This window comes from Candidatus Brocadia sp., assembly GCA_021646415.1.
Classification (GTDB): domain Bacteria; phylum Planctomycetota; class Brocadiia; order Brocadiales; family Brocadiaceae; genus Brocadia.
Genome location: SOEU01000001.1, coordinates 384,309 through 405,054, shown reverse-complemented (window position 1 = coordinate 405,054; position 20,746 = coordinate 384,309). Strand labels below are relative to the sequence as shown.

Sequence of the window (20,746 nt, the reverse complement as noted above, 5' to 3'; positions counted from 1 at the left end):
AATGTTCAAATCCCCTTTGTTTTGGATTCCTGAACCTGTCAGAAACGCATTGAAATTTATTTGTAATTTGGAGATTGTTGTTTGGAGCTTATAATGGCTGGAATTAAATTTACAGATACTACTATAGCATATTTCTGAGGTGGCCTAAATCTATGGCAAACAAATTAAGTGAATGGATAGAAGATAGAACCGGATTGAGCAAGCTTTTAAAAGCGGCACTGGATGAGCCTGTCCATGGCGGGGCTAAGTGGTCGTATATTTTTGGAAGCGGCCTTGTATTCCTTTTTATTCTCCAGGCGGTTACCGGAATTATTATGACCAGCTTTTACTCTCCCTCTTCGACATCCGCATGGGGAAGTGTTTATTACCTTCAATATAAGACATCTTTTGGTTGGTTTGTTCGCGGCTTGCATCACTTTGGGTCAAGTGCAATGATAATACTTGCCCTTGTACACATGTTCCAGGTTTTTATCTTTGGTGCATGTAAAAAACCCCGTGAACTGAATTGGATTTCCGGGGTAATCCTTCTTTTATTTCTGGCAGGTTTTGGCTTAACAGGTTACCTTTTACCTTGGGATCAAAAGGGATACTGGGCCACGCAGGTTGCTACCAATATCATGGGCACTGTTCCTGTGATCGGAAAATATATTAAAATATTACATCAGGGTGGGGGTGACTATGGGAATTTTACCATCACCCGTTTTTACACCCTTCATGTATTTTTATTACCGATTTCACTCGTCTTTTTCCTTTTTATTCATATAGCGCTTTTCCGTAAACATGGTGTAACCCCGTATTGGAAAATGAGTGAAGAGGTATATAAAAACCGTGTTGACCCCTTCTGGCCAGACCAGATATTTAAAGATGCCGTATTTGCCATAGGAATATATGCGGCACTTGCTGGGGTGGTCTTCTGGGCTGGTGGCGCAGAACTTCAGGCACCAGCCGATCCTGCATCGAATTATCTTGCCAGGCCCGAATGGTACTTCTTGTTCCTATTCCAGCTCTTAAAATATTGTCAGGGAAAATTCCTAATTGTGGGTACCGTTATTGTCCCTGCCCTTGCTTTGGCATTCCTTTTTGTACTGCCATTTATCGACAGAAATCCATCTCAATATCCGTCAAAAAGAGTGCCATTTTTTGGTGCTATATTTTCTGGATTAGCAGGAATTATTGCCTTAACCGCCGTTGCTATCTATCATGATAGCCATGATGTCCATATTATCCATCAGCGAGAAGATGCCGAGAAACAGGCTGCTAGGGCCATAAAACTGGCATCAAGGGGTATTCCACCTGCAGGCGGAATGTCTATCTTTCTCAATGATCCTGTATACCTGGGAGAAAAGATTTTTAAAGAAAGTTGTATTGGGTGTCACATGGTAAGAGGGGAGGGAGGAGAAAATGGTCCCGATTTTACCACTTTTGGGTCGCGAGAATGGATTGCGGGACTCTTAAAAAATCCCAAAGATAAAAAATATTTTAAGGAATCGGGAACCATGCCTCCGGTAAAACTCCCTGACGAATCTCTCCTGGATATGTCTGAATTCCTGCTCAGCCAGTCAGGCGGTCTGCTCAATCAAAATATCGAAAGAGTAGAGAGGGGAAAAGAGCTTGTCATGAAGGGAAATTGTGTTGTATGCCATCCCATTGGTAATAAAGAATTGAAAAAGATCGCACCAAATTTGACTGAGTATTTGTCAGAGACGTGGTTAAAAGAGTTTATCAAAAACCCTGCTGATCCGAAATTTTATGGTACAAGGAATAAGATGCCTAGCTTTGATAAGCTTACCGATAGTCAATTGGATGCACTTATACAATATCTGTTTACATTATCAAAGGACAGGGTGCTTGTTTCCGAGAGGGAAAAAAGGAAGAGAACATATGTGTTTGGCCTGACAAGCCCAAGGACAGTGATGAGCTTTAAAGGCGAGTCCTGAGCTTCGACATTCATTATTCTTGTTCGATATTCGATGTTGGAATCCTCATAAATCGTAGGAACACGGAGCACCGTGTTCCTACAACATCAGCCTGATAAAAAAACAGCAAAGCAAAGTTTGTGCATATGCATCAACGCCCTGAAAGGGCGGAATATAACGCTTAAATTTCTGTAAATAATTCAGCGATGGGGAAGGCAAAGCCTTTTAAAACTTCTTCTCCATCCAAACGATCGTTTTTTGTGAGGAGTTTGCTGGGTTGTGGTGAATGGTATACTAAAACGGTTTGTTCTTCTGGATTGACCACCCATGCCAGTTTCGTATCATTCTCAAAATATTCAACGATCTTCCCATGGAGGCTTTCTATAGTGTCGGTAGGGGATAGAATTTCAATTGCAATATCCGGCGATCCTTTAAAAAAACCTTTCGGCGGTCGTTTGCATCCTTGTAATCTTTCTTTACAGATAAATGACACGTCAGGAGAACGAAGATTTCCCGATTTCATCCAATAACCTGCGCTTGAACCACATACGATCCCCAGTTTTCGCTCGGAAACAAATCTTCTCAATGCGGTAAGAAGATGTGCGCCGATCTCTTCATGTTCAATACCGGCCGGACCCATAACCAGTTCTCCTTGTATCAACTCGTACTTATATCCCTCTTTTGGTAAAGACATAAGTTCTTTTTCTGTCCAGGTTTTTTTTGTTGTTGTCGTGTTCATTTCCTTTGCCCTCTTAAGCAAGAAAGACTATAGCTAAATACTTTGTTACAGTCAATAGAATTTATTTTCAGAGCCCATTGAAGGTATCCATAAATTGCGCAAAGCGGGCTTCGAATTTGATCGTCATGCCAAAGGAAGCTACGAAATACGGTATAATCCAACCACCCGTAAGCGAACTGTCATTCAGAACCGTCCTGGAAAAGGCATTTCCAAGGTACCTTACTACCATAATCAGTGAAGTTGGACTTGCCATCGAAGAATTTAATAATTATTAATTCTATCATTTCTTCTTGACACAAAACCATAATTTTGTAAAATGTGAATATGTATTCACATCAGAGGGGAATATGGGCATGAAGAAATTGGACACAGAAATTAGACAGGATCAAATAGCCCAAGCTGCTTTAAGTTTGGTTGCCAGTCATGGGCTGAAGGGATTGAGCATGGCCAGGGTTGCACGTCGGGTTGGTATAGTTCCCTCGGCAATCTACCGTCACTTCAAAGACAAGGACGAAGTACTGGATGCCGCCATCGGTTATATCCAGAAAGGATTACTTGACAATGCCACTGTTGTCTGCAAAGAGACTTCTGACCCGCTGGATTGTCTCAGGCGTTTGTTGATGCTTCACGTCAAGCTGATCCGGGAGAATCAGGGCATCCCACGCATCATCTTTTCCGAAGATGTTTATAATGGACATCCCGAACGAAAGACCAAAGTGTATGAGATCGTCAAAGGGTATCTTGATAGAGTAGGTGAAATTGTTCACCAGGGTCAGCAGGAAGGCCAGATACGCCCTGACGCAGAACCGGCAACCGTCTCCCTGATGTTTTTAGGCATGATCCAACCGGCGGCAATCCTCTGGCACATGAGTGACGGTGAATTCGACGTGACAAGGCATACAGAAAAGGCATGGAAGATTTTCAATGAGTGTCTTAAAGTAAAATAATTTTTTAACCATTATGTGAATAATTATTCACATTTATGATCAACCAATGTAGAGCGACGAGGCTCGTCGCTTTACGACCATACAGCAAATTAGTTACTATTATTGATGGGTCTGCTCCGCTTGACCCATCCTACATAGCTAAACTGTTACTTTAATCTCTATGGAAAAACAATCCTATTTCCCAATCATTTAAAGACCCAACGTATCGGATTGGTAAACTTGCAGCTGCAAACAGCCACCGGTTTCAATTTATCCCCAAACTCTTTTACAAGAGGCAATAACGATTATGCTCGCAAACGACGTTTCGCAAATAGCAGTAATGGCATCGGAAAGGGATGTAAGAGGGATGGTCAGTTGGAAATCAATTGGGAGCCGGCTCGATTTGGGATACACTTGCAAAATTGTCAACGATTGCATCGAAAGACATTATGAAGTAAGAGCTGATGACTCATTGTTTCAGGCAATCCGGTTAATTGCCAGGCACGGTTATGTACTTGTGCGCGATTCGACAAAACGAATCTGCGGTATTGTCACCGTTTATGACCTAAGTCAACAATTTGGCCAATTTGTAGAACCATTTCTTCTCATCGGTGAAATCGAAAACTCCATTCGTCACCTGATCGATGGTAAATTCACCGCTGACGAACTCGCATCGATAAAAGATCCATCGGATACACGGCGGGAAATTAATGGCGTACTCGATCTAACATTCGGCGAGTATGTACGACTATTAGAGAATCCTCGCGGTTGGACAAAGTTGGAACTACAAATTGATCGTAAAATCTTTGTGAAACACCTTGATGAAGTTCGCCGAATTCGGAACGATGTGATGCATTTCGATCCCAAGGGAATTGCAGAAGATGATTTGAATGTACTCCGCAGATTTGTTCAGTTTTTCCAGCAACTTAACGAGATCGATCGGGGTAGTTTAAGTAAGTCACTTCTTTTGAAGGAGTCAAGTTAGAAAGATTATTATACAACCCTTGCACGGTTCTTCGCACAGGAGTAAGGCAATGAGAAAAAAAATGAAATTGCTGGTTGTTGTGATACCTGTTGTCTTGATTATAACTGGATTGGCCTTTCTATACCTCCACAGCAGGTCACACCATGGTTCAAACATCATTCGTGTCTCTGGCAACATCGAGGTCACTGACGCTGAGGTGAGTTTCAAGATTTCTGGGCGTGTGGATAAACGGCTGGTGGATGAAGGCGGGGTTGTACGAGAAGGAGATGTCGTAGCACTGCTGGACAGTTCAGACCTTGCCAGCGAGGTGGAGATACGACGCGCAGAACTGCAGATGGCGCAGGCCGACCTGTCCGAGCTTGAAGCCGGCTCGCGTCCTGAAGAAATTGCTGAGGCTGCGGCAAAACTAGCCGCTGCAAAAGCAGATAAGGAACATCTGGAGAGCGACTTCCATAGAGCAATGGTACTGTTTCAAAAACAGGCGATTTCCGCTGAGGAATATATACATACCAAGGGAACTTACGAGGTTGCGGTTGCCCAAATGCAGGAGGCCGAAGAACGGTTCAAGCTCATTAAGGAAGGTCCCCGCAAGGAACGGATTGAACAGGCCCGTGCAAGGGTCAAACAAGCCAGGGCTGCCCTTAAGCTGGCTCAGATTCGTCTGGGCTATACAAAGCTTATTTCACCTCTTTCAGGCGTTGTCCTCTCGAAGAACATCGAACAGGGCGAATACGTTGCTCCGGGAACACCAGTCGTGACGGTTGGCGATCTGGAGAGGCCGTGGCTTCGGGCTTATATCGATGAGATAGAGCTAGGCCGTGTGAAGGTCGGTCAGCGGGTCAAAGTGACGGCCGATACTTACCCGGACAAGGCGTATGAAGGATATATCTCCTTCATCGCCTCGGAAGCCGAGTTTACTCCCAAGAACGTCCAAACACAGAAGGAAAGGGTTAAACTTGTCTACCGGGTGAAAGTGGAAATGACAAACCCCGACATGGAACTCAAGCCGGGCATGCCCGCCGATGCAGACATTTTGGTAAACCAAACCCAGGAGGGAAGTGATGGATGCTATAAGAATCGAAGCCCTCACGAAATCTTTTAACGATCTGAGCGCCGTTAACAACCTTACGCTAACAGTAGCCGAGGGGGAGATATTTGGCCTCGTTGGCCCTGACGGTGCCGGAAAAACGACTACCATGCGGCTTCTGAGTGCGATCATGGAACCAACGTCAGGTGATGCCTGGGTTGCCGGTCATCATATCGTGAAAGAGGCAGAGGAGATCAAGGAGGAAATCGGTTACATGAGTCAGAGATTTGGTTTATATCCGGATCTCACGGTAATGGAAAATATTCATTTTTATGCGGACATCTACGGCGTACCTCGCAAGGACCGTGGAGAGAAGATTGACCGACTCCTCGCCTTCAGCAACCTGACACCCTTCAGGAAACGTTTGGCAGGAAATCTGTCGGGTGGAATGAAACAGAAGCTTGGCCTGGTCTGTGCGCTGATTCATACCCCCAGAGTGCTTTTTCTGGACGAGCCGATTAACGGCGTGGATCCGGTTTCCCGACGTGACTTCTGGCGTATCCTGTATCAATTGCTCCGTGAGAAGGTCACGATTTTTGTGTCGACTGCTTACCTCGACGAGGCCGAGCGTTGCAACAGGGTAGGACTCATCCATAAGGGCAAACTGCTCGCCTGCGGGACGCCGGACGAAGTAAAAGAGCTCATGCAAGGGACAATCCTCGAGATTCGTTCCCCGGAGCCGCGCAAGGCCGCGTCATTGCTGCGGGATCGGCTAGAGGCCGATTCGGTAGGTCTTTTCGGAGACCGGATTCACGCCGTGACCCGGAATCCGGAAAAGACCGCGTTGCAGGTGGAAGAGATCCTCGTCGGAGCCAGCCTTAAACTTGTTGAGGTTCGGATTGTGGAACCGACACTCGAGGATGTCTTTGTCTCAGTCCTCGCCAGGGAATAAAAGGTGCATTCTGGAAGCATTTCTGATTTTTGGTAATTGAATTGTACAGGAATTTTTTCACATAAAAACAAGAAAAATGGGTATATAATAATTTTTAAACAACTGCCCCCATGTCCGGCATATATATGGGGGGGCGGGGAAGCCCCGCCCCTACAATTTAAATTATGACATACGATCCAAAACTACACCATAGACGTTCGCTACGATTAAAGGAATATGATTATTCCCGTAACGGCGCCTATTTTATAACCGTTCGCTCCTATGACAAAAAATGTATTTTTGGAAATATCCTGATAGAATCTGTGGAATTGACCCGGTTAGGTAAAATAGTAAACGATTTCTGGTATGAAATACCCAATCATTTTAAAAATGTCCAATTAGATACATTTATCGTCATGCCCAACCATATCCACGGAATAATCATAATCAACGATGATTGCATGGACGCCGTTTCAACATCCCCATCGAATATGAATGTAAACAATGGTAGGGGCGGGGTGTCTCCCCGCCCCCAATCTGAATACACCTTGCCCATACATGAAATTAATGGTAGGGGCAAAACCCCACTCAAATGGAAACGCACATTAAGTCAAATTATCGGATATTACAAATACCAAACAACCAAAATAATAAATCAGTTGAACAAAACACCGGGAAACCACGTATGGCAAAGGAATTATTACGATCACATCATCAGAAATGTTGATGATTTCAATAAAATTCGGGAATATATTATCCAGAACCCATTAAAATGGGCATTAGACCGTGAAAATCCAGAAAACAGGCAATAATATTTTATGTAATGTAAATTGTAGGGGCAGGGTTCCCCTGCCCATCCATCATAAAACATGAATCGAAACAAATGATGCAACAGCATTATGTAGGGACGTGTTGCCACGCCCCTATTATTCACATCCACGCCACCAATAAATTTTAAAATATATTGGTTGGGATGAAATTGGTTGCATTATGTCTGTAAGTATCTGTGTATCCGAAAAAAACCCAAAACTATGTCTATGGAAACCAAAAACACCAAAGCGGTCATTGTGAAGAGCCTGGAGAAGCGGTTCGGTAGTTTCATTGCCGTAAATCGTGTCAGCTTCGAAGTAGACAGGGGTGAAATATTTGGCTTCCTTGGACCTAATGGTGCCGGTAAATCCACAACAATCCGTATGCTCTGCGGCATTCTTGCACCAACCGGTGGTACAGGGACGGTAGCAGGATTCGATGTCCGCACCGAACCAGAAAAGATCAAGAGCCATATTGGTTACATGAGTCAAAAGTTTTCACTCTATGAGGACCTGACCGTTGAGGAAAACATTGACTTTTACAGTGGTATCTATCGCATCGCCCCGGAAAAGAAGAGGGAACGGAAAGAGTGGGTGATCGAGATGGCCGGTCTCAGGGAGCATCGTCACTCCCGGACGGCCATTCTATCGGGCGGATGGAAGCAGCGGTTGTCACTTGGTTGTGCGATTCTCCACGAACCGCCTGTTATCTTTCTCGACGAGCCGACATCAGGAGTAGACCCCATCAGCCGACGCCAGTTCTGGGACCTGATCTACGAACTTTCCGGCAGGGGTGTTACGGTGTTTGTCACTACTCATTATATGGAAGAGGCCGAGTACTGTAACAGGGTGGGTCTTATCTATCGCGGCGAATTGATTGCCTGTGGAACCCCGGAGATGCTCAAGACAGAACTTATGCAGGAGGATGTCCTGGAAGTCCTGTGTGAGCGACCTCAGGATGTAATGGATGAAATAAAAAAGGTTGACGGTATCAAAGATGTTGCCCTGTTCGGTAAGGGACTTCACATCGTAGCTGAGGATGGCGAAGCTGCTGCTTCTGCGGTCCACCGTTTCTTTGACGAAAGAGGTTACCGGATTGTACATGTCGGGAAGATTGTTCCCTCTCTTGAAGACGTATTTGTTTCCCTTATTGAGGCGCGTGACCGGGCGGAACAACCTCAAAAGGAGGTATAACGATGGAATTGTTTCAATCGTATCGTTTAATTCACGAGAACTTTTTATGAGGAGAAAAATGCAATGAGAAGTAAAAATGTAATGATTTCACTTACCGTTTCGGCTGTTTTATTCACAAGTGTTCCTTTTGTGTCTCATTTTTCTCAATGTATGGCGCAGGATCCTGTTCATAAATCAGGATCCCATAAGATCAAAGGAGAAAAGAGCATGGAATTCCAAATTCCCCAACCATTACAGGTAGAACACGAAGAACTTCATGCTGAACTTGTCAAAGCTACTCAGGCAGGCGGCAAGACAGGAGATGCGGCAAAGGCCGTTGCGAATATCTTGCATCCGCACTTTGTGAAGGAGGAAGAATTTGCATTACCGCCACTTGGTTTATTGTCCCTTTTAGCAGAAGGAAAAATTACGCCAGAAATGAGAAGCGTTCTTGTAATGACCGATAAATTAAAGGCAGAACTCCATCAAATGCATCAGGAGCACAAGGCAATAGTTGCTGCCCTGAAGACTTTAAGTGATGCCGCAAAGGAAGAAAAGAAGATGGAATATATACATTTTGCTGAGAAATTGATGTTGCACGCACAAACTGAGGAAGAGGTTTTATATCCAACTTCAGTCTTAATAGGTGAATATCTGAAACTAAAACTCAAAAAGTAATGGAACAAGAATGTGAAGCTATTTCGAATCTCGGCAATTGTCCGCAAGGAATTCATCCATATCGTTCGTGACCCGAGGAGCCTTGGTATGGCCATTGCCATTCCAATGCTCCTATTAGTGCTTTTTGGCTATGCCTTGACACTTGATGTGGATGAAGTGCCCATGGTAGTTTGGGATCAGAGCGAATCCCAGGTAAGCAGGGAGTTCATCAGTCGCTTCGAAGGGTCTCACTACTTCTCCCTTAAGGGATATGCACGCAACTACCAGGAGTTGGAACAGGCCATCGATTCTGGCCGGGCCTTTGTGTCCCTCATAATTCCGACAGATTTTGCCAGGCGCATCGAGTCCGGGCGGTTGGTGCCCGTCCAGTTGATTGTAGACGGGAGCGACTCCAACACAGCCACTATTGCTATTGGGTATGTTGATGCGGTTGCCCAGACCTACTCACAGGACGTCGCCATTCGCGAGATTCAGCGGATCGGCGGACGCACGCTTCATCCACCGGTTGATATCCAGACCCGCGCCTGGTTCAATGCCGATATGGAATCGAAAAACTATATCATCCCCGGCCTTATCGCTGTGATTATGATGGTAATTGCCGCACTCCTTACCTCACTGACCGTGGCCCGTGAGTGGGAACGAGGCACAATGGAGCAGCTTATCTCCACGCCGGTAAAGAGCCAGGAATTGATCCTTGGAAAGCTTATACCTTACTTCGCCATAGGCATGTTTGATGTGCTATTGGCAGTGCTCATGGGAGAATATCTCTTTAACGTTCCGCTTCGCGGTAATGTTTGCTTGCTTTTTGGCATGGCGGCGGTCTTCCTGGCCGGGGCATTGTCGTTGGGCATGGCGATCAGCATACTTACCAAAAGCCAACTTCTGGCAAGCCAGTTGGCGATGGTGCTGACATTTTTACCGTCGTTCCTGCTGTCAGACTTTATGTATGCGGTCAGTAACATGCCGAAGGCAATCCAAATAATCACCTATGCGATTCCGGCAAGATATTTTGTGACCATATTAAAAGGCATCTATCTGAAAGGTGTGGGATTGGAGATTCTCGCCCTTGAGGCAGGGCTCCTGACCATTTTTGGCGTCGCCATGATGGTTTTGGCGAATGTGAAATTCAAGAAAAGGTTGATGTAACATGTACGAACGCATCAAACGTATGCTCGTCAAAGAATTCATCCAGATATTCCGCGACCCGAAGATGAAGGGTATGATCTTCCTGACACCCATCATTCAGGTGCTTGTTTTCGGCTATGCCGTGACGACCGACGTCAAACACGTCACCACAGCGGTCTATGACCTGGACAACAGCGTGGCCAGTCGCGAGCTTGTGGGCCGATTCGTGAAGTCAGGCTATTTCGACATCGTGAAATATATAACCAACGAAGACCATGACCGTAGGTTAATTGACCGGGGTAAAGCCCGGGTTGTCCTTCGCATGAACAAGGGTTTTGAAGACGACCTGCGGGCCGGGCGGACAGCACAGCTTCAGGTGATCGTAGATGGAACCGACTCTAATACGGCAGGGGTCGTGCTTGATTACAGCGCCAGGATCGTCAGGCAATTCTCGCAAAAGATTTTGATTACAAGATTCACCCGGATAAAAGGCCCAGCCCAGAAACCCGCACGTGTGGAGATGCAAACGCGCTCCTGGTTTAACGAAAACCTTGAGAGCCGCAACTTTTACGTGCCGGGTGTAATCGCCATTATCGTAATGCTCATCACCCTGATGCTTACCAGCATGGCGGTTGTACGTGAGAAGGAGATCGGCACGATGGAACAAATTATGGTCACTCCGATCACACAGACGGAGTTCATACTCGGCAAGACCGTGCCCTTTGCTATAATAGGTATCGCTGATGTAATCGTGATTACCCTGATTGGGATATTCTGGTTTGGGGTGCCGATCAGGGGAAATCTTTTCATACTCTTCATTGCCACAGCCCTCTATCTGATGACAACACTGGGTATAGGACTCTTCATTTCAACGGTCAGTAAAACCCAGCAGGAGGCTATGATGAGTGTCTTCTTCTTCTATTTCCCCGCGGTGCTCCTTTCGGGATTCATGTTTCCCATTGCCAATATGCCGGTAGTCGTCCAGTGGCTCACCTGCTTGAATCCATTGCGGTACTTCCTGGTGATCATCCGCGGCATCTTCCTCAAGGGAGTGGGGCCAGGCATTCTCTGGCCGCAAATGGCAGCGCTGGCCGTGATGGGCCTAGCCACATTATGGCTGGCATCGAGAAGATTTCGAAAGACCCTTGCATAAGAAGATATTGATTGGTTGAATAATGGATTTACAAATTCACGCTAACATTCGATTTTTAATCATGGATACAAGACTATATCGTCGCGGGGTTTAATCGAGGACAGATTTATCCCGATTATCTCAGCCGTTTGGGTGTTGAAGGTCAATTTTAATTTATCTGGTTGTTGAATACCCAATGAAGTCGTCGTTGGGTCGTTTAATAACGTTTGTGCCAGTTGAGCCGCCAGCAGACCCGTGTATCGATAATCCGGAGAAATAGAAATTAATGCACCTGCCTTAACAATTGCGCATGAAGTACAAAATGTCGGCAGGCGATTTTTCAAGGTTTTTTTGAAGATCGCATCGAGCGAATCTTTTGTAACTACCGTACCGTCAGGTATTATCCACAATGCATCAATTCTATTGATATTATTTTTTAATGCAGATGCGACCTCTTTTTCAGACAAGACCTCTGTTTTGATAAGGTTGAATTCAAATTTCCCCGCCACTGCGGTCGCTTCTGAAATAATTTTCCCGGTTTTTGTTGGGTCATAAATGACCCCCACATTCTTCTGTGCGCCAAGGATCTCTTTCAGAATGGCAAACTGGTCTTCTAAGGATGCCTCTGAAGAAATACCGGTAACATTAGCTCCCTGTAAATTGAAGCGCTCATGATTGATAACCATGCAAAATATAACGGGGATATCAGTAAATTGCTCTTTTGCGAGGGTTGCTGCAAGTACACCCACAGCCAGAATAAGCTTAGGTTTCAGTTTATCATCTTTGATATTTTGAATAACCCTTTTACATTCTTCTGTTTCTCCTTTTAAATCATAGATTGCCTTTATGGAGATATTTTTCCCTTTGCACCCTTCCTCAAAACCTTTCATTGCCTCGTTATAAGCCGCAATTTGCTGGCTTCGAATTATGATGACGGTATTTTCACTGGCATGAGTCCTGCCTGGTAGCGTGATTCTTTCTTTGGCAATTCCCGCAGAAATCCGGAATGATACGGAGAAAGTAAATATGAGTGCAAACCAAAACACTATGGTCTTCCCATGATTTACCATTGGGCAAATTGAACTCCTCTCTTTACACAGACTGATAAAAAAGAAGAGGCTAAAATAGACTATTGAATGAAAAAGATTGCCCCCCCCTGTAACAATCTCCGGAAGCGGTTTGCTCCGGGTAATCTTTTTATATTTTTACTTCTACGGTAGCATTTGCAGTTTCGAGCAACGTGTAATACCCTGATTCAGGTTCCTTAATGCGATCCTCATGTTGCATCTGTTTTGTGATATCCTGGGCTGTGCCATAGATACGAATGACGCGGCCTTGTGTCTTTCTCCATGACGGATGGGCATAATTGCGTAACCATCGGATTTCACCACCTTTCGTAATAATACGAAATTCCCTTATATCCGACTGACCAGATAACAAACAATCAAGGTGTTCAGCAAAGATGGAAATATCATCGGGATGAATGAGATTAAGCCAGCAATCACAGGTATTTGTTTCCTCAAAAGTATATCCGGTAATATGTACAAAGGAGGCGGTAACACATTCACATATAAGGGTACCGTTGGATTCGACCCGGAAGTCATATGCAAAGCTGGAGATACGCTTAAAGATGGAATGATAATGTTCTTCAAAAAAATTCATTGGGTTATAGGGAAAATACAATCGCGTTTTTTTCAGGGTGATTTAATTACTTATTGTTTTATTTTCTCTTTGATTATAACATGGCGTGATATTCTTACAAGAAAAATATTTCACTGAGAAATTGCTTCATATAACAGAGCGCTATATCATATTTTGATGGAGAAAAAGAATGTCGTTGGAAGCAATATAAGAAAATTTAGATTAAAGGGCGGAATTACTCAGGAAGAACTTGCCCTGATGAGTGGACTATCACAGGGTTATATAAACCAACTGGAGAGTGGCAAGAGAAACTATACGCAAAAGTCATTGGAGCTTATTGCAAACGCCTTATCAATGCCAATAATCGAGTTCTTCAGAGAAGAAAATGAAGATATTCCCATTGTTTCAGAAAAGGAAATCAGTTACCTAAAGAAAAGGTCATACAAAAAAAACTTTATACAAATTTTGAATGATTTGCCAGAACACATCGTTGAACACTATCTCATCCTTTTGAAATTAGAAAGAGAACTGCTGATGAAGGGTAAAGGAAATATATTGCAAAAAAAGGACTTATAAAAGAACTGGAGTGGTGTATATTGAGACATATTACCTATTTTGATATTCAGCGTTATACCCTTTTTGCAGTAAGTGTTCAACATCACCGGCTGGCAGAGGATGGCTGTAGACATATCCCTGGATATTGTCACACCGCAGTTTATGCAAAAAGGCAGCTTGTTCTTTGTTTTCGACGCCCTCGGCGACTACCTTCAGTTTAAGGCTTTCTGCGATAGCAATGATGGCGGTGACAATCGCCGCATCATCGGGGTTTGTGGTAATATCGTGTACAAAAGAACGGTCAATCTTGAGTGTATCTATGGGAAATCGTTTCAGGTAGCTCAGAGAAGAATATTGGGTGCCAAAATCATCAATAGAGAGGAGTATTCCCAGCGCCTTTAGCTCACGGAGCGCCAACAGGATTGCCACGTCATTTTGCATGACAATCCCCTCCGTGAGTTCCAGTTCAAGATAGTGTGGATCAAGGCCTGTCTTTTGTAATACTTGTATGATCGTGCTTACGAGATTTTGTTGCTTAAATTGACGCGCTGAGAGGTTTACCGTGACACGGAGCGTGTGAAACCCTGCATCATGCCATGTCCTGGTTTGGGCACAAGCCTTCATCAGTACCCATTCGCCAATGGGTACAATCAGTCCTGTTTCTTCCGCAATGGGGATAAATTTGGTAGGGTAGATCATGCCAAGGTCTGGATGCTGCCAGCGCGCCAGGGCCTCCATGCTGATGATTTGTCCCGTGTTTTGGTCTATCAGCGGCTGGTAATATACTAACAACTCTCCCTTTTCCAGCGCCTTTCGCAAGCCATTTTCCAGCGTTAACCTTTCAAAATTACTGACATTCATGTCATCCCTGTAGAACTGAAAGGTATTTTTGCCGTGTTCTTTTGCATGGTACATGGCAGTATCGGCCTTTTTGATCAAACTGCCTGCGTCGTCTGCATCTGATGGATACAGAGCAATGCCTATGCTGGGAGTTACGTGTACTTCGTGGCCTTCGACCTGAAAGGAACGGGACATTGCGTTGAGAATCTTCTGCGCAATAAGGACGGTATCCTGCGAGTTGGCAATATCGGGAATAATAAACGTAAATTCATCGCCACCCAGGCGTGACACGGTATCGCCCTCACGGACACAAGCCCTCAGGCGTTCTGCGACCGCCCTCAGCAACTGGTCACCAAAGGCATGTCCCAGCGTATCGTTAATAATTTTAAACCGGTCCAAATCGAGGAACATAACCGCAACCATCCGTCCACTGCGGTGTGCATGGGCCAGTTCCAGTTCCAGATGATCGCGAAACAGGATGCGGTTGGGCAGATTTGTTAATGCATCGTAATGGGCCATATAGAGAATGCGTTCTTCTGCCTCCTTTTTTTCGGAGATATCCTCATGTATGGCAACAAAATGGCATACCTTTCCCTGGGCATCCGGAAGCGGGGTAATCGTCTGGTTTACCGTATAAAGATCGCCGTCTTTTCGGCGATTGACAATTTCGCCACGCCAGACTTTTCCTGTAAGTATGGTCTGCCATACCTGCTGATAGAATGAGGAATCATGCTTGCCTGATTTGAACAGCCGCGGCGTTTTGCCACTGACCTCCCCCGCAGTATATCCGCTGAGCATGGTAAATGCGCTATTGACCCACTTGATGCACCCATCGCAGTCGGTAATAAATACGGCGTTAGCTACCGACTCCATGGCGATGCCTTGCAGTCGCAACTGCTGCTGATCCATCGCTATCAACAAGGTCACACTAATGCGTGCGGCCAGATTTTCAAGTATTCGAATGGTTTCCCTATCAAAGGCATTGGGTTTCAGGTCATACAGGCTTAGTATGCCGAGTATCTTGTCATTAACGAGCAAGGGAACAGCGGCAAATGACTGAAATCCATATCTGGAAGCGCATTCCAGACATCGTTTAATTGCAGGCTCCTGTGTGTTGCTGCTGGTCTGTGTCTTTTTACTGCGAATAGACAGGCCCATTGTGCAATAGCCATCAGGTGTATTATCCCAGAGCACCTTAAGCCCATGAAGATAGTTCGTATGGGTACCGGCTTTTGCAGAAATACTAACGGTACCATCAGGCTCCTTCATGCCGATCCAGATGAGGGGATAGACAAAAATATCAACAAGATGTGTACATACATAAGGCAGGATGAAATCCAGCGTTTGTCCCTGTAATACAAGTTGATCGATTTCGTGAAGCAAGGCATCAATAGCCATTGTTCGTTTGTGCTCCGTGATATCAGCAACAACTTCCATGATACCACAGACATTACCTTGCCCATTACGTAGAGGTGCTGCAGAGATTCCAATGTCAATCGGAGAGTCATTCCGTCTTCGTCCGCGCACCTCTATCCCCGTAAACGACTCTCCTTTCAATATTTTTTCACGCAATGCACTGAACTCTTCTTGCCTGTCTTCGGGAACATAAGGAAGAATATGGCCAAGTACTTCTTGTTTGCTCCAGCCAAACATGCGTTCGGCAGCCAGATTCCACATTGTAACATTTCCCTGTGGATCGCGCGCAATAATAGCCAAAGGTGAAGCCTGAATTAACGCCTGAAGAGTTTGGTTTGCTTCCCGCAGCGCCTCTTCAACATGCTTGTGTGTAGTTATATCTGTTGCAATTTCAAGCCGAACAATGCGGTCATCTATCCACTTTATCGCTTTGTTGGAAATGGTGTACCATCGGCCATTAACGGTATTCTGAAATTCCCAGGAATATATACCTGCAGGATTTCCATTCGCATCTAAAAGTTTATCATTGGTACAAAAACCACACTGATGCGGCTGATTCGCCTGAAATGTCTGCCAGCAGATTTTACCTGTTACATCTCCAAAAATATCCCGTAAACACTTGTTTGCATAAAGGATTTCGTAGGTTTTCATATCCGCAACATACACCAATGCATTCAAACTATCCAAAATTGAGGTAAGCCGTTCATGAGATTCATGTAACGCCTTTTCCGCCCGCTTACGTTCTGTAACATCTCTGGCAACACCTATAACCCCAACGATATTTCCTTGCTCATCTCTCAATGGAAGATTTTTATATTCACACACTATTCCGGTATCTTTAAAAGAAAGTTCAAATTGCGGACTTTCCCCTTTTACTGTTCTTGTATAGACATCCAACGCATTTTTCAGGTTTTTTTCGTCAAAAAGAGGCGAGAAGGGTTTCCCAAGAAATTTTTCAGATTTGTGTCCGGTAAGTTTTTCAAATATCTTATTTACAAATAAAATGTTTCCCTTTGTATCGCAAATATAGGCAAGGTCTCTTATTTCGGTGAAGAGTATTTTATATTTTTTCAATTCCTCCTCAGCCTTCTTCCGGTCGGTAATATCCCTTGCAATACCTATAGTCCTGATAATATTTCCTTTCCCATCTCTCAGATGAAAATTTCTATATTCACATACTATTCCAGTGTTTTTGAAATAGAGTTCAAATTGAAGGCTTTCCCCTTTTACCGTTTTTGTGTGGGCATCCATTGCTTTTTTCAGGTTTTCCTCATCAAAAAGAGGCGAGAATGACCTTCCTATAAATTCTTCTGGTTTATGGCCAGTAAATTTTTCAAATATCTTATTTACATATAGGATGTTACCCTGCGTATCGCAAATGTACGCGAGGTCTCTTACCTCCGAGAAGAGCATCTTAAATATTTTCACTTCTTCATGAATCCTCTCGCTTTCGGTTATATCCACAAATGCGACACCCACACAGTTATTCGAAAGGGGAAAGGCCTTAACGGATAAGACACTTTTAAAATTACCCGTATCGACAAAATGGTTTTCTTTTAATTCTCTTATTTTCCCGGAACGGATAACTTCGGCATATACCTTTGGGACTTCTGTCTTCATAAGGGCAGGAAAACTCTCAGCCATAGTCTTTCCAATAAGCCCCCCCATTGCCACGCCGGTAAATTGCGCCGCGGCAGTATTGGCGGCGATAAGTTTGCAGGTTTGTATATCGTCAATATTTTCCAGATGCCAGGCGACCAGGCCAATCTGGATATTATTCAAGATTTCTGCATAGAGTCGAATACACTCTTCGGCTTGCCTGCGTTCGGTAATGTCTTTAAAAACACACTGAACGATCTTCTTATCACCTAAAAGCGCAACACTGGCATTTATTTCAATAGGTATTTTACGACCATTTTTATGACAAGCGTACAGGTCTTTAATAAAAGCCATACTCCCGCTAACGTGTTCTTCAAAGATCTTCGCATAATGCATTACTTCTTCTTTAGGATGAAGTTGTGTTTGATGCATGCCGACAATCTCTTCGCGAGAATACCCAAGCAAGTTTTCTGCCCTTTTATTGGTATCGATAATTCTTCCGGATTCTGCATCGGCTATAAAAATAGCATCATGAGCAGTTTCGATGAGATTTCGGTATTTTGTTTCAACGTCTCGTAATGTTTCCGCATACTGCTTATATCCTGTAATATTCTGCGCTGTGCCATAGATGTGGATAGTTCGGCCGTGTGTCTCGCTCCATACGGGTTGAGCATAATCACGCAACCATCGTATCTCACCGCTTTTCGTGATGATACGAAATTCACTGATGTTAGACCGACCAGAAAACAGGCTATCGCGGTGCTGTAAGAAGATAGGCATATCTGCAGGATGAATGAGGCTAATCAAACCGCCGCGCTCGTCCAGTTCTTTCGGTGTATACCCGGTGGTATAAACAAAGGCTTCAGTCACGCATTCGCATACAAGTGAGCCGCCAGTCTCAACGCGGAAGTCGTATGCAAAGTCGGAGCTGTATTTGGAGATGTCATGGCCGCGTTCTTCAGAAGCCTTCAATTGCTTGTTGGCCTCATCACACTTCCTGCTCAGGGTAATTTTCTCAAGGCTTTCCTTTACGGCAACAGGCAAACGGTACAAATTCCTCTTGAGAACATAGTCACTCAAACCGGACTTCATCCCCGCCACGGCAATTTCTTCGTTACCGGTATCAGTAACCATGATCACGGGTATGTCAGAAAACCGCTCTTTCATTATCCTGAGAATCCATAAACCGTCTGCCCAGTCCAGGAGGTAGTCGGTGAGCACCACATCGGAGTAGCCCCGAACGATTGCCTCATCAAAATCTTCTCGCCTTACCACTTCCAAAAACTCTAATCCGTAAAATTCTTTTTGGAGTACCTGCTTAATCCGTTCGCGGTCATCCCGGTGATTATCGATGATCATGAATTTCATAGTTTTCACTTCTCTGCAGTAAGCCTAATTTAATGTCTGTGTCTGCCTTTGAAAGACACTGAAAACAAAAAAGCCTTACTATCGAAAAATGTTTCAATGACAATTTTCGATAGTAAGGCTGTCTTTCATGTTTTAAATTTATAAAGACACTTTTCTTTAAGTCCACTGATTGCTCAGGGTATGCCTTTCATATATTCTATTTTAACTGGCCTTATTTAACATGGCCGATGTTCTATGTCAAGTAAAATTTAACAAAGTGTGTTATTGTCGTTGCTGATAATAGTTGTTATCATTTATTTTATGGAAAGATCAAATGAACGAAAAGAAAATGGATTTATGGAATATAAAACCATAGCCTCAATTGTTACTCCTTTGGGTGAAGGTGGCATTGGTAAGGCTATTGTGTCTGGTCCGGACGCTTTGAGTGTCGTCAATAATGTATTTCGAGGAAAAGGGATTGACGATCTTCGCAGAGCCACTAGTCATAAGTTTTATTACGGACATATTTTTGGTGGGGGGCAAAGGATTGACGAGGTTATTGTAAATATAGTAAAGAAAGGGGATAGTTTTACCGGGGAAGATGTAGTAGAAGTAAATTGTCACGGTGGTATCCGCGTTCTGATGCGTATCTATGAATGCCTAAAGTTTGCAGGTGCTGTGTGTGTTGAATGGGATGAGTTGCTATTGCAGTCCTGTGAAAATAACAAGATGGATTTTATCCAGAAGGAGGCACTTCTGGAGGTTGTCCGGGCACGGACCAGGTTAGGTATGAAGGTCTTACTGGATCAAAATGCAGGAGCACTGTCGGAAGCACTCAAAAAAGGGTTAGAGATCATTGAAAAAATCAGGCAAGCCTTGTACAAAGAGTCCTCTCACCATGGAACAATTTCGTACACAGACCAACACAAAGAAGAGGAAAAATCCCCTTTAATCCCACCTTGCAAAAAAGAGATTTCAAATATTCTTCCTTTGAAAAAGGGGTGCGGGGGGGGATTGTCGGATGAGAATAGTGTGTTAGTTTCTGCCCTGCTAGCACATATTGAGAGCTTGTTGAAAACGGCTTCTTTGGGTATGGCGCTGACCACCCCGCAAGTTTTGATAATTCTGGGCAAACCCAACGTAGGTAAATCGACCATTATAAATACCCTCCTTGGGGAAGAGCGGATGCTTGTCCATCATGAGCCAGGGACGACGCGGGATTATGTGAGCGAGTTTATTTCGGTCGAGGGTATTCCCTTTGAGCTTGTGGATACAGCAGGTATGCGGGATACGAGCGATAAACTGGAGGTTATGAGCATAGAATTGACGCTGGAACAACTTCATCGTTCCGATAAAGTTATTGCGATGTTTGATAATTCCAGGTCTTTTGATCAAGAGGATGAGGAGATCCTGAATACCTTAAACCTATGGTTGAAGACAGAAAATTTTGACAATCTGCACCAAAGAGGAAATATGAATGCAATTACACCTGTAGTGAACAAATGTGACCTGCCTGTAAAATTAGACAGGCTCAGAATCGAATCCGCGCTTCGGCAGTCAGTATGTTGCATATCTGCCGTGAAGAAGGATGGGTTTGAAGAATTATACACGAGGCTTGTAGAGGAATTTGATACAGAATACAACCCCATGAGGCCGGTAGTATTTAATAGAAGGCAGTATCTATTGATGACAAAAGCCAATGTCCTGATTAAACAAGAAATAGAATGTTTGATTGAAAGAGGCAGTACCAATAGGGCGCTTCAAGTAATCAATGAACTGAAAGCCATTTTTACTTCATGTTTAAAGGGGCCTTAATAGATCGAAATATTTATCACGAATTTTTACGGAATCATATTGGATCGCCAGAAGGGGCACCGTGCCCCTACAGATTCATTTCTGTGAGATTC

The 20,746-nt window shown here is 44.2% G+C and carries 16 protein-coding genes; 12 read left to right on the top strand and 4 right to left on the bottom strand.

What is annotated here, in order from left to right; all coding sequences use genetic code 11:
- Positions 1-152 precede the first annotated feature (152 nt).
- Entirely contained in the window at positions 153-1,937 is a 1,785-nt protein-coding gene (locus E3K36_01625; GenBank protein ID MCF6153954.1) for a c-type cytochrome, read from the top strand.
- Between the two features lie 160 nt (positions 1,938-2,097).
- Here E3K36_01625 and E3K36_01620 read toward each other — a convergent pair whose 3' ends face one another.
- Entirely contained in the window at positions 2,098-2,655 is a 558-nt protein-coding gene (locus E3K36_01620; protein MCF6153953.1) for a Uma2 family endonuclease, read from the bottom strand.
- Between the two features lie 347 nt (positions 2,656-3,002).
- Here E3K36_01620 and E3K36_01615 point away from each other — a divergent pair, with 347 nt between their 5' ends.
- The 9 genes from E3K36_01615 to E3K36_01575 all read left to right on the top strand — a co-directional run bounded on the left by E3K36_01615 (position 3,003) and on the right by E3K36_01575 (position 11,462).
- The gene (locus E3K36_01615; protein ID MCF6153952.1) at positions 3,003-3,602 is read left to right on the top strand and encodes a TetR/AcrR family transcriptional regulator; all 600 of its coding nucleotides are present in this window, start codon (positions 3,003-3,005) and stop codon (positions 3,600-3,602) included.
- A gap of 286 nt (positions 3,603-3,888) precedes the next feature.
- Entirely contained in the window at positions 3,889-4,566 is a 678-nt protein-coding gene (locus E3K36_01610) for a CBS domain-containing protein (protein ID MCF6153951.1), read from the top strand.
- A 49-nt stretch (positions 4,567-4,615) separates the two neighbouring features.
- Complete coding sequence (locus E3K36_01605; GenBank protein MCF6153950.1) at positions 4,616-5,668, top strand: HlyD family efflux transporter periplasmic adaptor subunit; 1,053 nt, start codon at positions 4,616-4,618, stop codon at positions 5,666-5,668.
- Positions 5,628-6,545 carry an ABC transporter ATP-binding protein gene (locus E3K36_01600; protein MCF6153949.1) on the top strand — a complete coding sequence of 306 codons (918 nt, stop codon included), beginning with the start codon at positions 5,628-5,630 and terminating at the stop codon, positions 6,543-6,545. The genes E3K36_01605 and E3K36_01600 overlap by 41 nt, the downstream gene beginning before the upstream one ends.
- Positions 6,546-6,709: 164 nt before the next feature.
- Positions 6,710-7,336, top strand: coding sequence for a transposase (locus tag E3K36_01595; protein ID MCF6153948.1), 627 nt, complete (start codon positions 6,710-6,712; stop codon positions 7,334-7,336).
- Positions 7,337-7,561: 225 nt separating this feature from the next.
- Positions 7,562-8,527: an ABC transporter ATP-binding protein gene (locus E3K36_01590; GenBank protein MCF6153947.1), complete on the top strand. Its 966-nt coding sequence runs from the start codon at positions 7,562-7,564 to the stop codon at positions 8,525-8,527.
- A gap of 207 nt (positions 8,528-8,734) precedes the next feature.
- A complete protein-coding gene (locus E3K36_01585) occupies positions 8,735-9,184 on the top strand; it encodes a hypothetical protein (GenBank protein MCF6153946.1) in 450 nt (149 codons plus the stop codon).
- A gap of 12 nt (positions 9,185-9,196) precedes the next feature.
- The gene (locus E3K36_01580; protein ID MCF6153945.1) at positions 9,197-10,330 is read left to right on the top strand and encodes an ABC transporter permease; all 1,134 of its coding nucleotides are present in this window, start codon (positions 9,197-9,199) and stop codon (positions 10,328-10,330) included.
- Position 10,331: 1 nt separating this feature from the next.
- Positions 10,332-11,462 carry an ABC transporter permease gene (locus tag E3K36_01575; protein MCF6153944.1) on the top strand — a complete coding sequence of 377 codons (1,131 nt, stop codon included), beginning with the start codon at positions 10,332-10,334 and terminating at the stop codon, positions 11,460-11,462.
- A gap of 59 nt (positions 11,463-11,521) precedes the next feature.
- Here the strand turns inward: E3K36_01575 and E3K36_01570 are convergent, their stop codons facing one another.
- Positions 11,522-12,511, bottom strand: a complete 990-nt coding sequence (locus E3K36_01570; GenBank protein ID MCF6153943.1) for a hypothetical protein — start codon at positions 12,509-12,511, stop codon at positions 11,522-11,524.
- Positions 12,512-12,638: 127 nt separating this feature from the next.
- Positions 12,639-13,103, bottom strand: coding sequence for a PAS domain S-box protein (locus tag E3K36_01565; GenBank protein MCF6153942.1), 465 nt, complete (start codon positions 13,101-13,103; stop codon positions 12,639-12,641).
- 156 nt (positions 13,104-13,259) lie between these two features.
- On the opposite strand from E3K36_01565, the gene E3K36_01560 reads away from it, so the two are divergent.
- Positions 13,260-13,658, top strand: a complete 399-nt coding sequence (locus E3K36_01560; protein ID MCF6153941.1) for an XRE family transcriptional regulator — start codon at positions 13,260-13,262, stop codon at positions 13,656-13,658.
- A gap of 30 nt (positions 13,659-13,688) precedes the next feature.
- On the opposite strand, the gene E3K36_01555 is transcribed toward E3K36_01560, so the two are convergent.
- Positions 13,689-18,860, bottom strand: a complete 5,172-nt coding sequence (locus E3K36_01555) for a PAS domain S-box protein (GenBank protein MCF6153940.1) — start codon at positions 18,858-18,860, stop codon at positions 13,689-13,691.
- A gap of 300 nt (positions 18,861-19,160) precedes the next feature.
- On the opposite strand from E3K36_01555, the gene E3K36_01550 reads away from it, so the two are divergent.
- Entirely contained in the window at positions 19,161-20,654 is a 1,494-nt protein-coding gene (locus E3K36_01550) for a GTP-binding protein (protein ID MCF6153939.1), read from the top strand.
- Positions 20,655-20,746 lie beyond the last annotated feature (92 nt).

Coding starts and splice junctions, on each gene's coding strand:
- E3K36_01565 (MCF6153942.1), bottom strand. CDS start 13,103: ATGAATTTTTTTGAAGAACATTATCATTCCATCTTTAAGCGTATCTCC.
- E3K36_01610 (MCF6153951.1), top strand. CDS start 3,889: ATGCTCGCAAACGACGTTTCGCAAATAGCAGTAATGGCATCGGAAAGG.
- E3K36_01560 (MCF6153941.1), top strand. CDS start 13,260: ATGGAGAAAAAGAATGTCGTTGGAAGCAATATAAGAAAATTTAGATTA.
- E3K36_01620 (MCF6153953.1), bottom strand. CDS start 2,655: ATGAACACGACAACAACAAAAAAAACCTGGACAGAAAAAGAACTTATG.
- E3K36_01575 (MCF6153944.1), top strand. CDS start 10,332: ATGTACGAACGCATCAAACGTATGCTCGTCAAAGAATTCATCCAGATA.
- E3K36_01605 (MCF6153950.1), top strand. CDS start 4,616: ATGAGAAAAAAAATGAAATTGCTGGTTGTTGTGATACCTGTTGTCTTG.
- E3K36_01570 (MCF6153943.1), bottom strand. CDS start 12,511: ATGGTAAATCATGGGAAGACCATAGTGTTTTGGTTTGCACTCATATTT.
- E3K36_01555 (MCF6153940.1), bottom strand. CDS start 18,860: ATGAAATTCATGATCATCGATAATCACCGGGATGACCGCGAACGGATT.
- E3K36_01550 (MCF6153939.1), top strand. CDS start 19,161: ATGGAAAGATCAAATGAACGAAAAGAAAATGGATTTATGGAATATAAA.
- E3K36_01590 (MCF6153947.1), top strand. CDS start 7,562: ATGGAAACCAAAAACACCAAAGCGGTCATTGTGAAGAGCCTGGAGAAG.
- E3K36_01615 (MCF6153952.1), top strand. CDS start 3,003: ATGGGCATGAAGAAATTGGACACAGAAATTAGACAGGATCAAATAGCC.
- E3K36_01600 (MCF6153949.1), top strand. CDS start 5,628: ATGGATGCTATAAGAATCGAAGCCCTCACGAAATCTTTTAACGATCTG.
- E3K36_01585 (MCF6153946.1), top strand. CDS start 8,735: ATGGAATTCCAAATTCCCCAACCATTACAGGTAGAACACGAAGAACTT.
- E3K36_01595 (MCF6153948.1), top strand. CDS start 6,710: ATGACATACGATCCAAAACTACACCATAGACGTTCGCTACGATTAAAG.
- E3K36_01625 (MCF6153954.1), top strand. CDS start 153: ATGGCAAACAAATTAAGTGAATGGATAGAAGATAGAACCGGATTGAGC.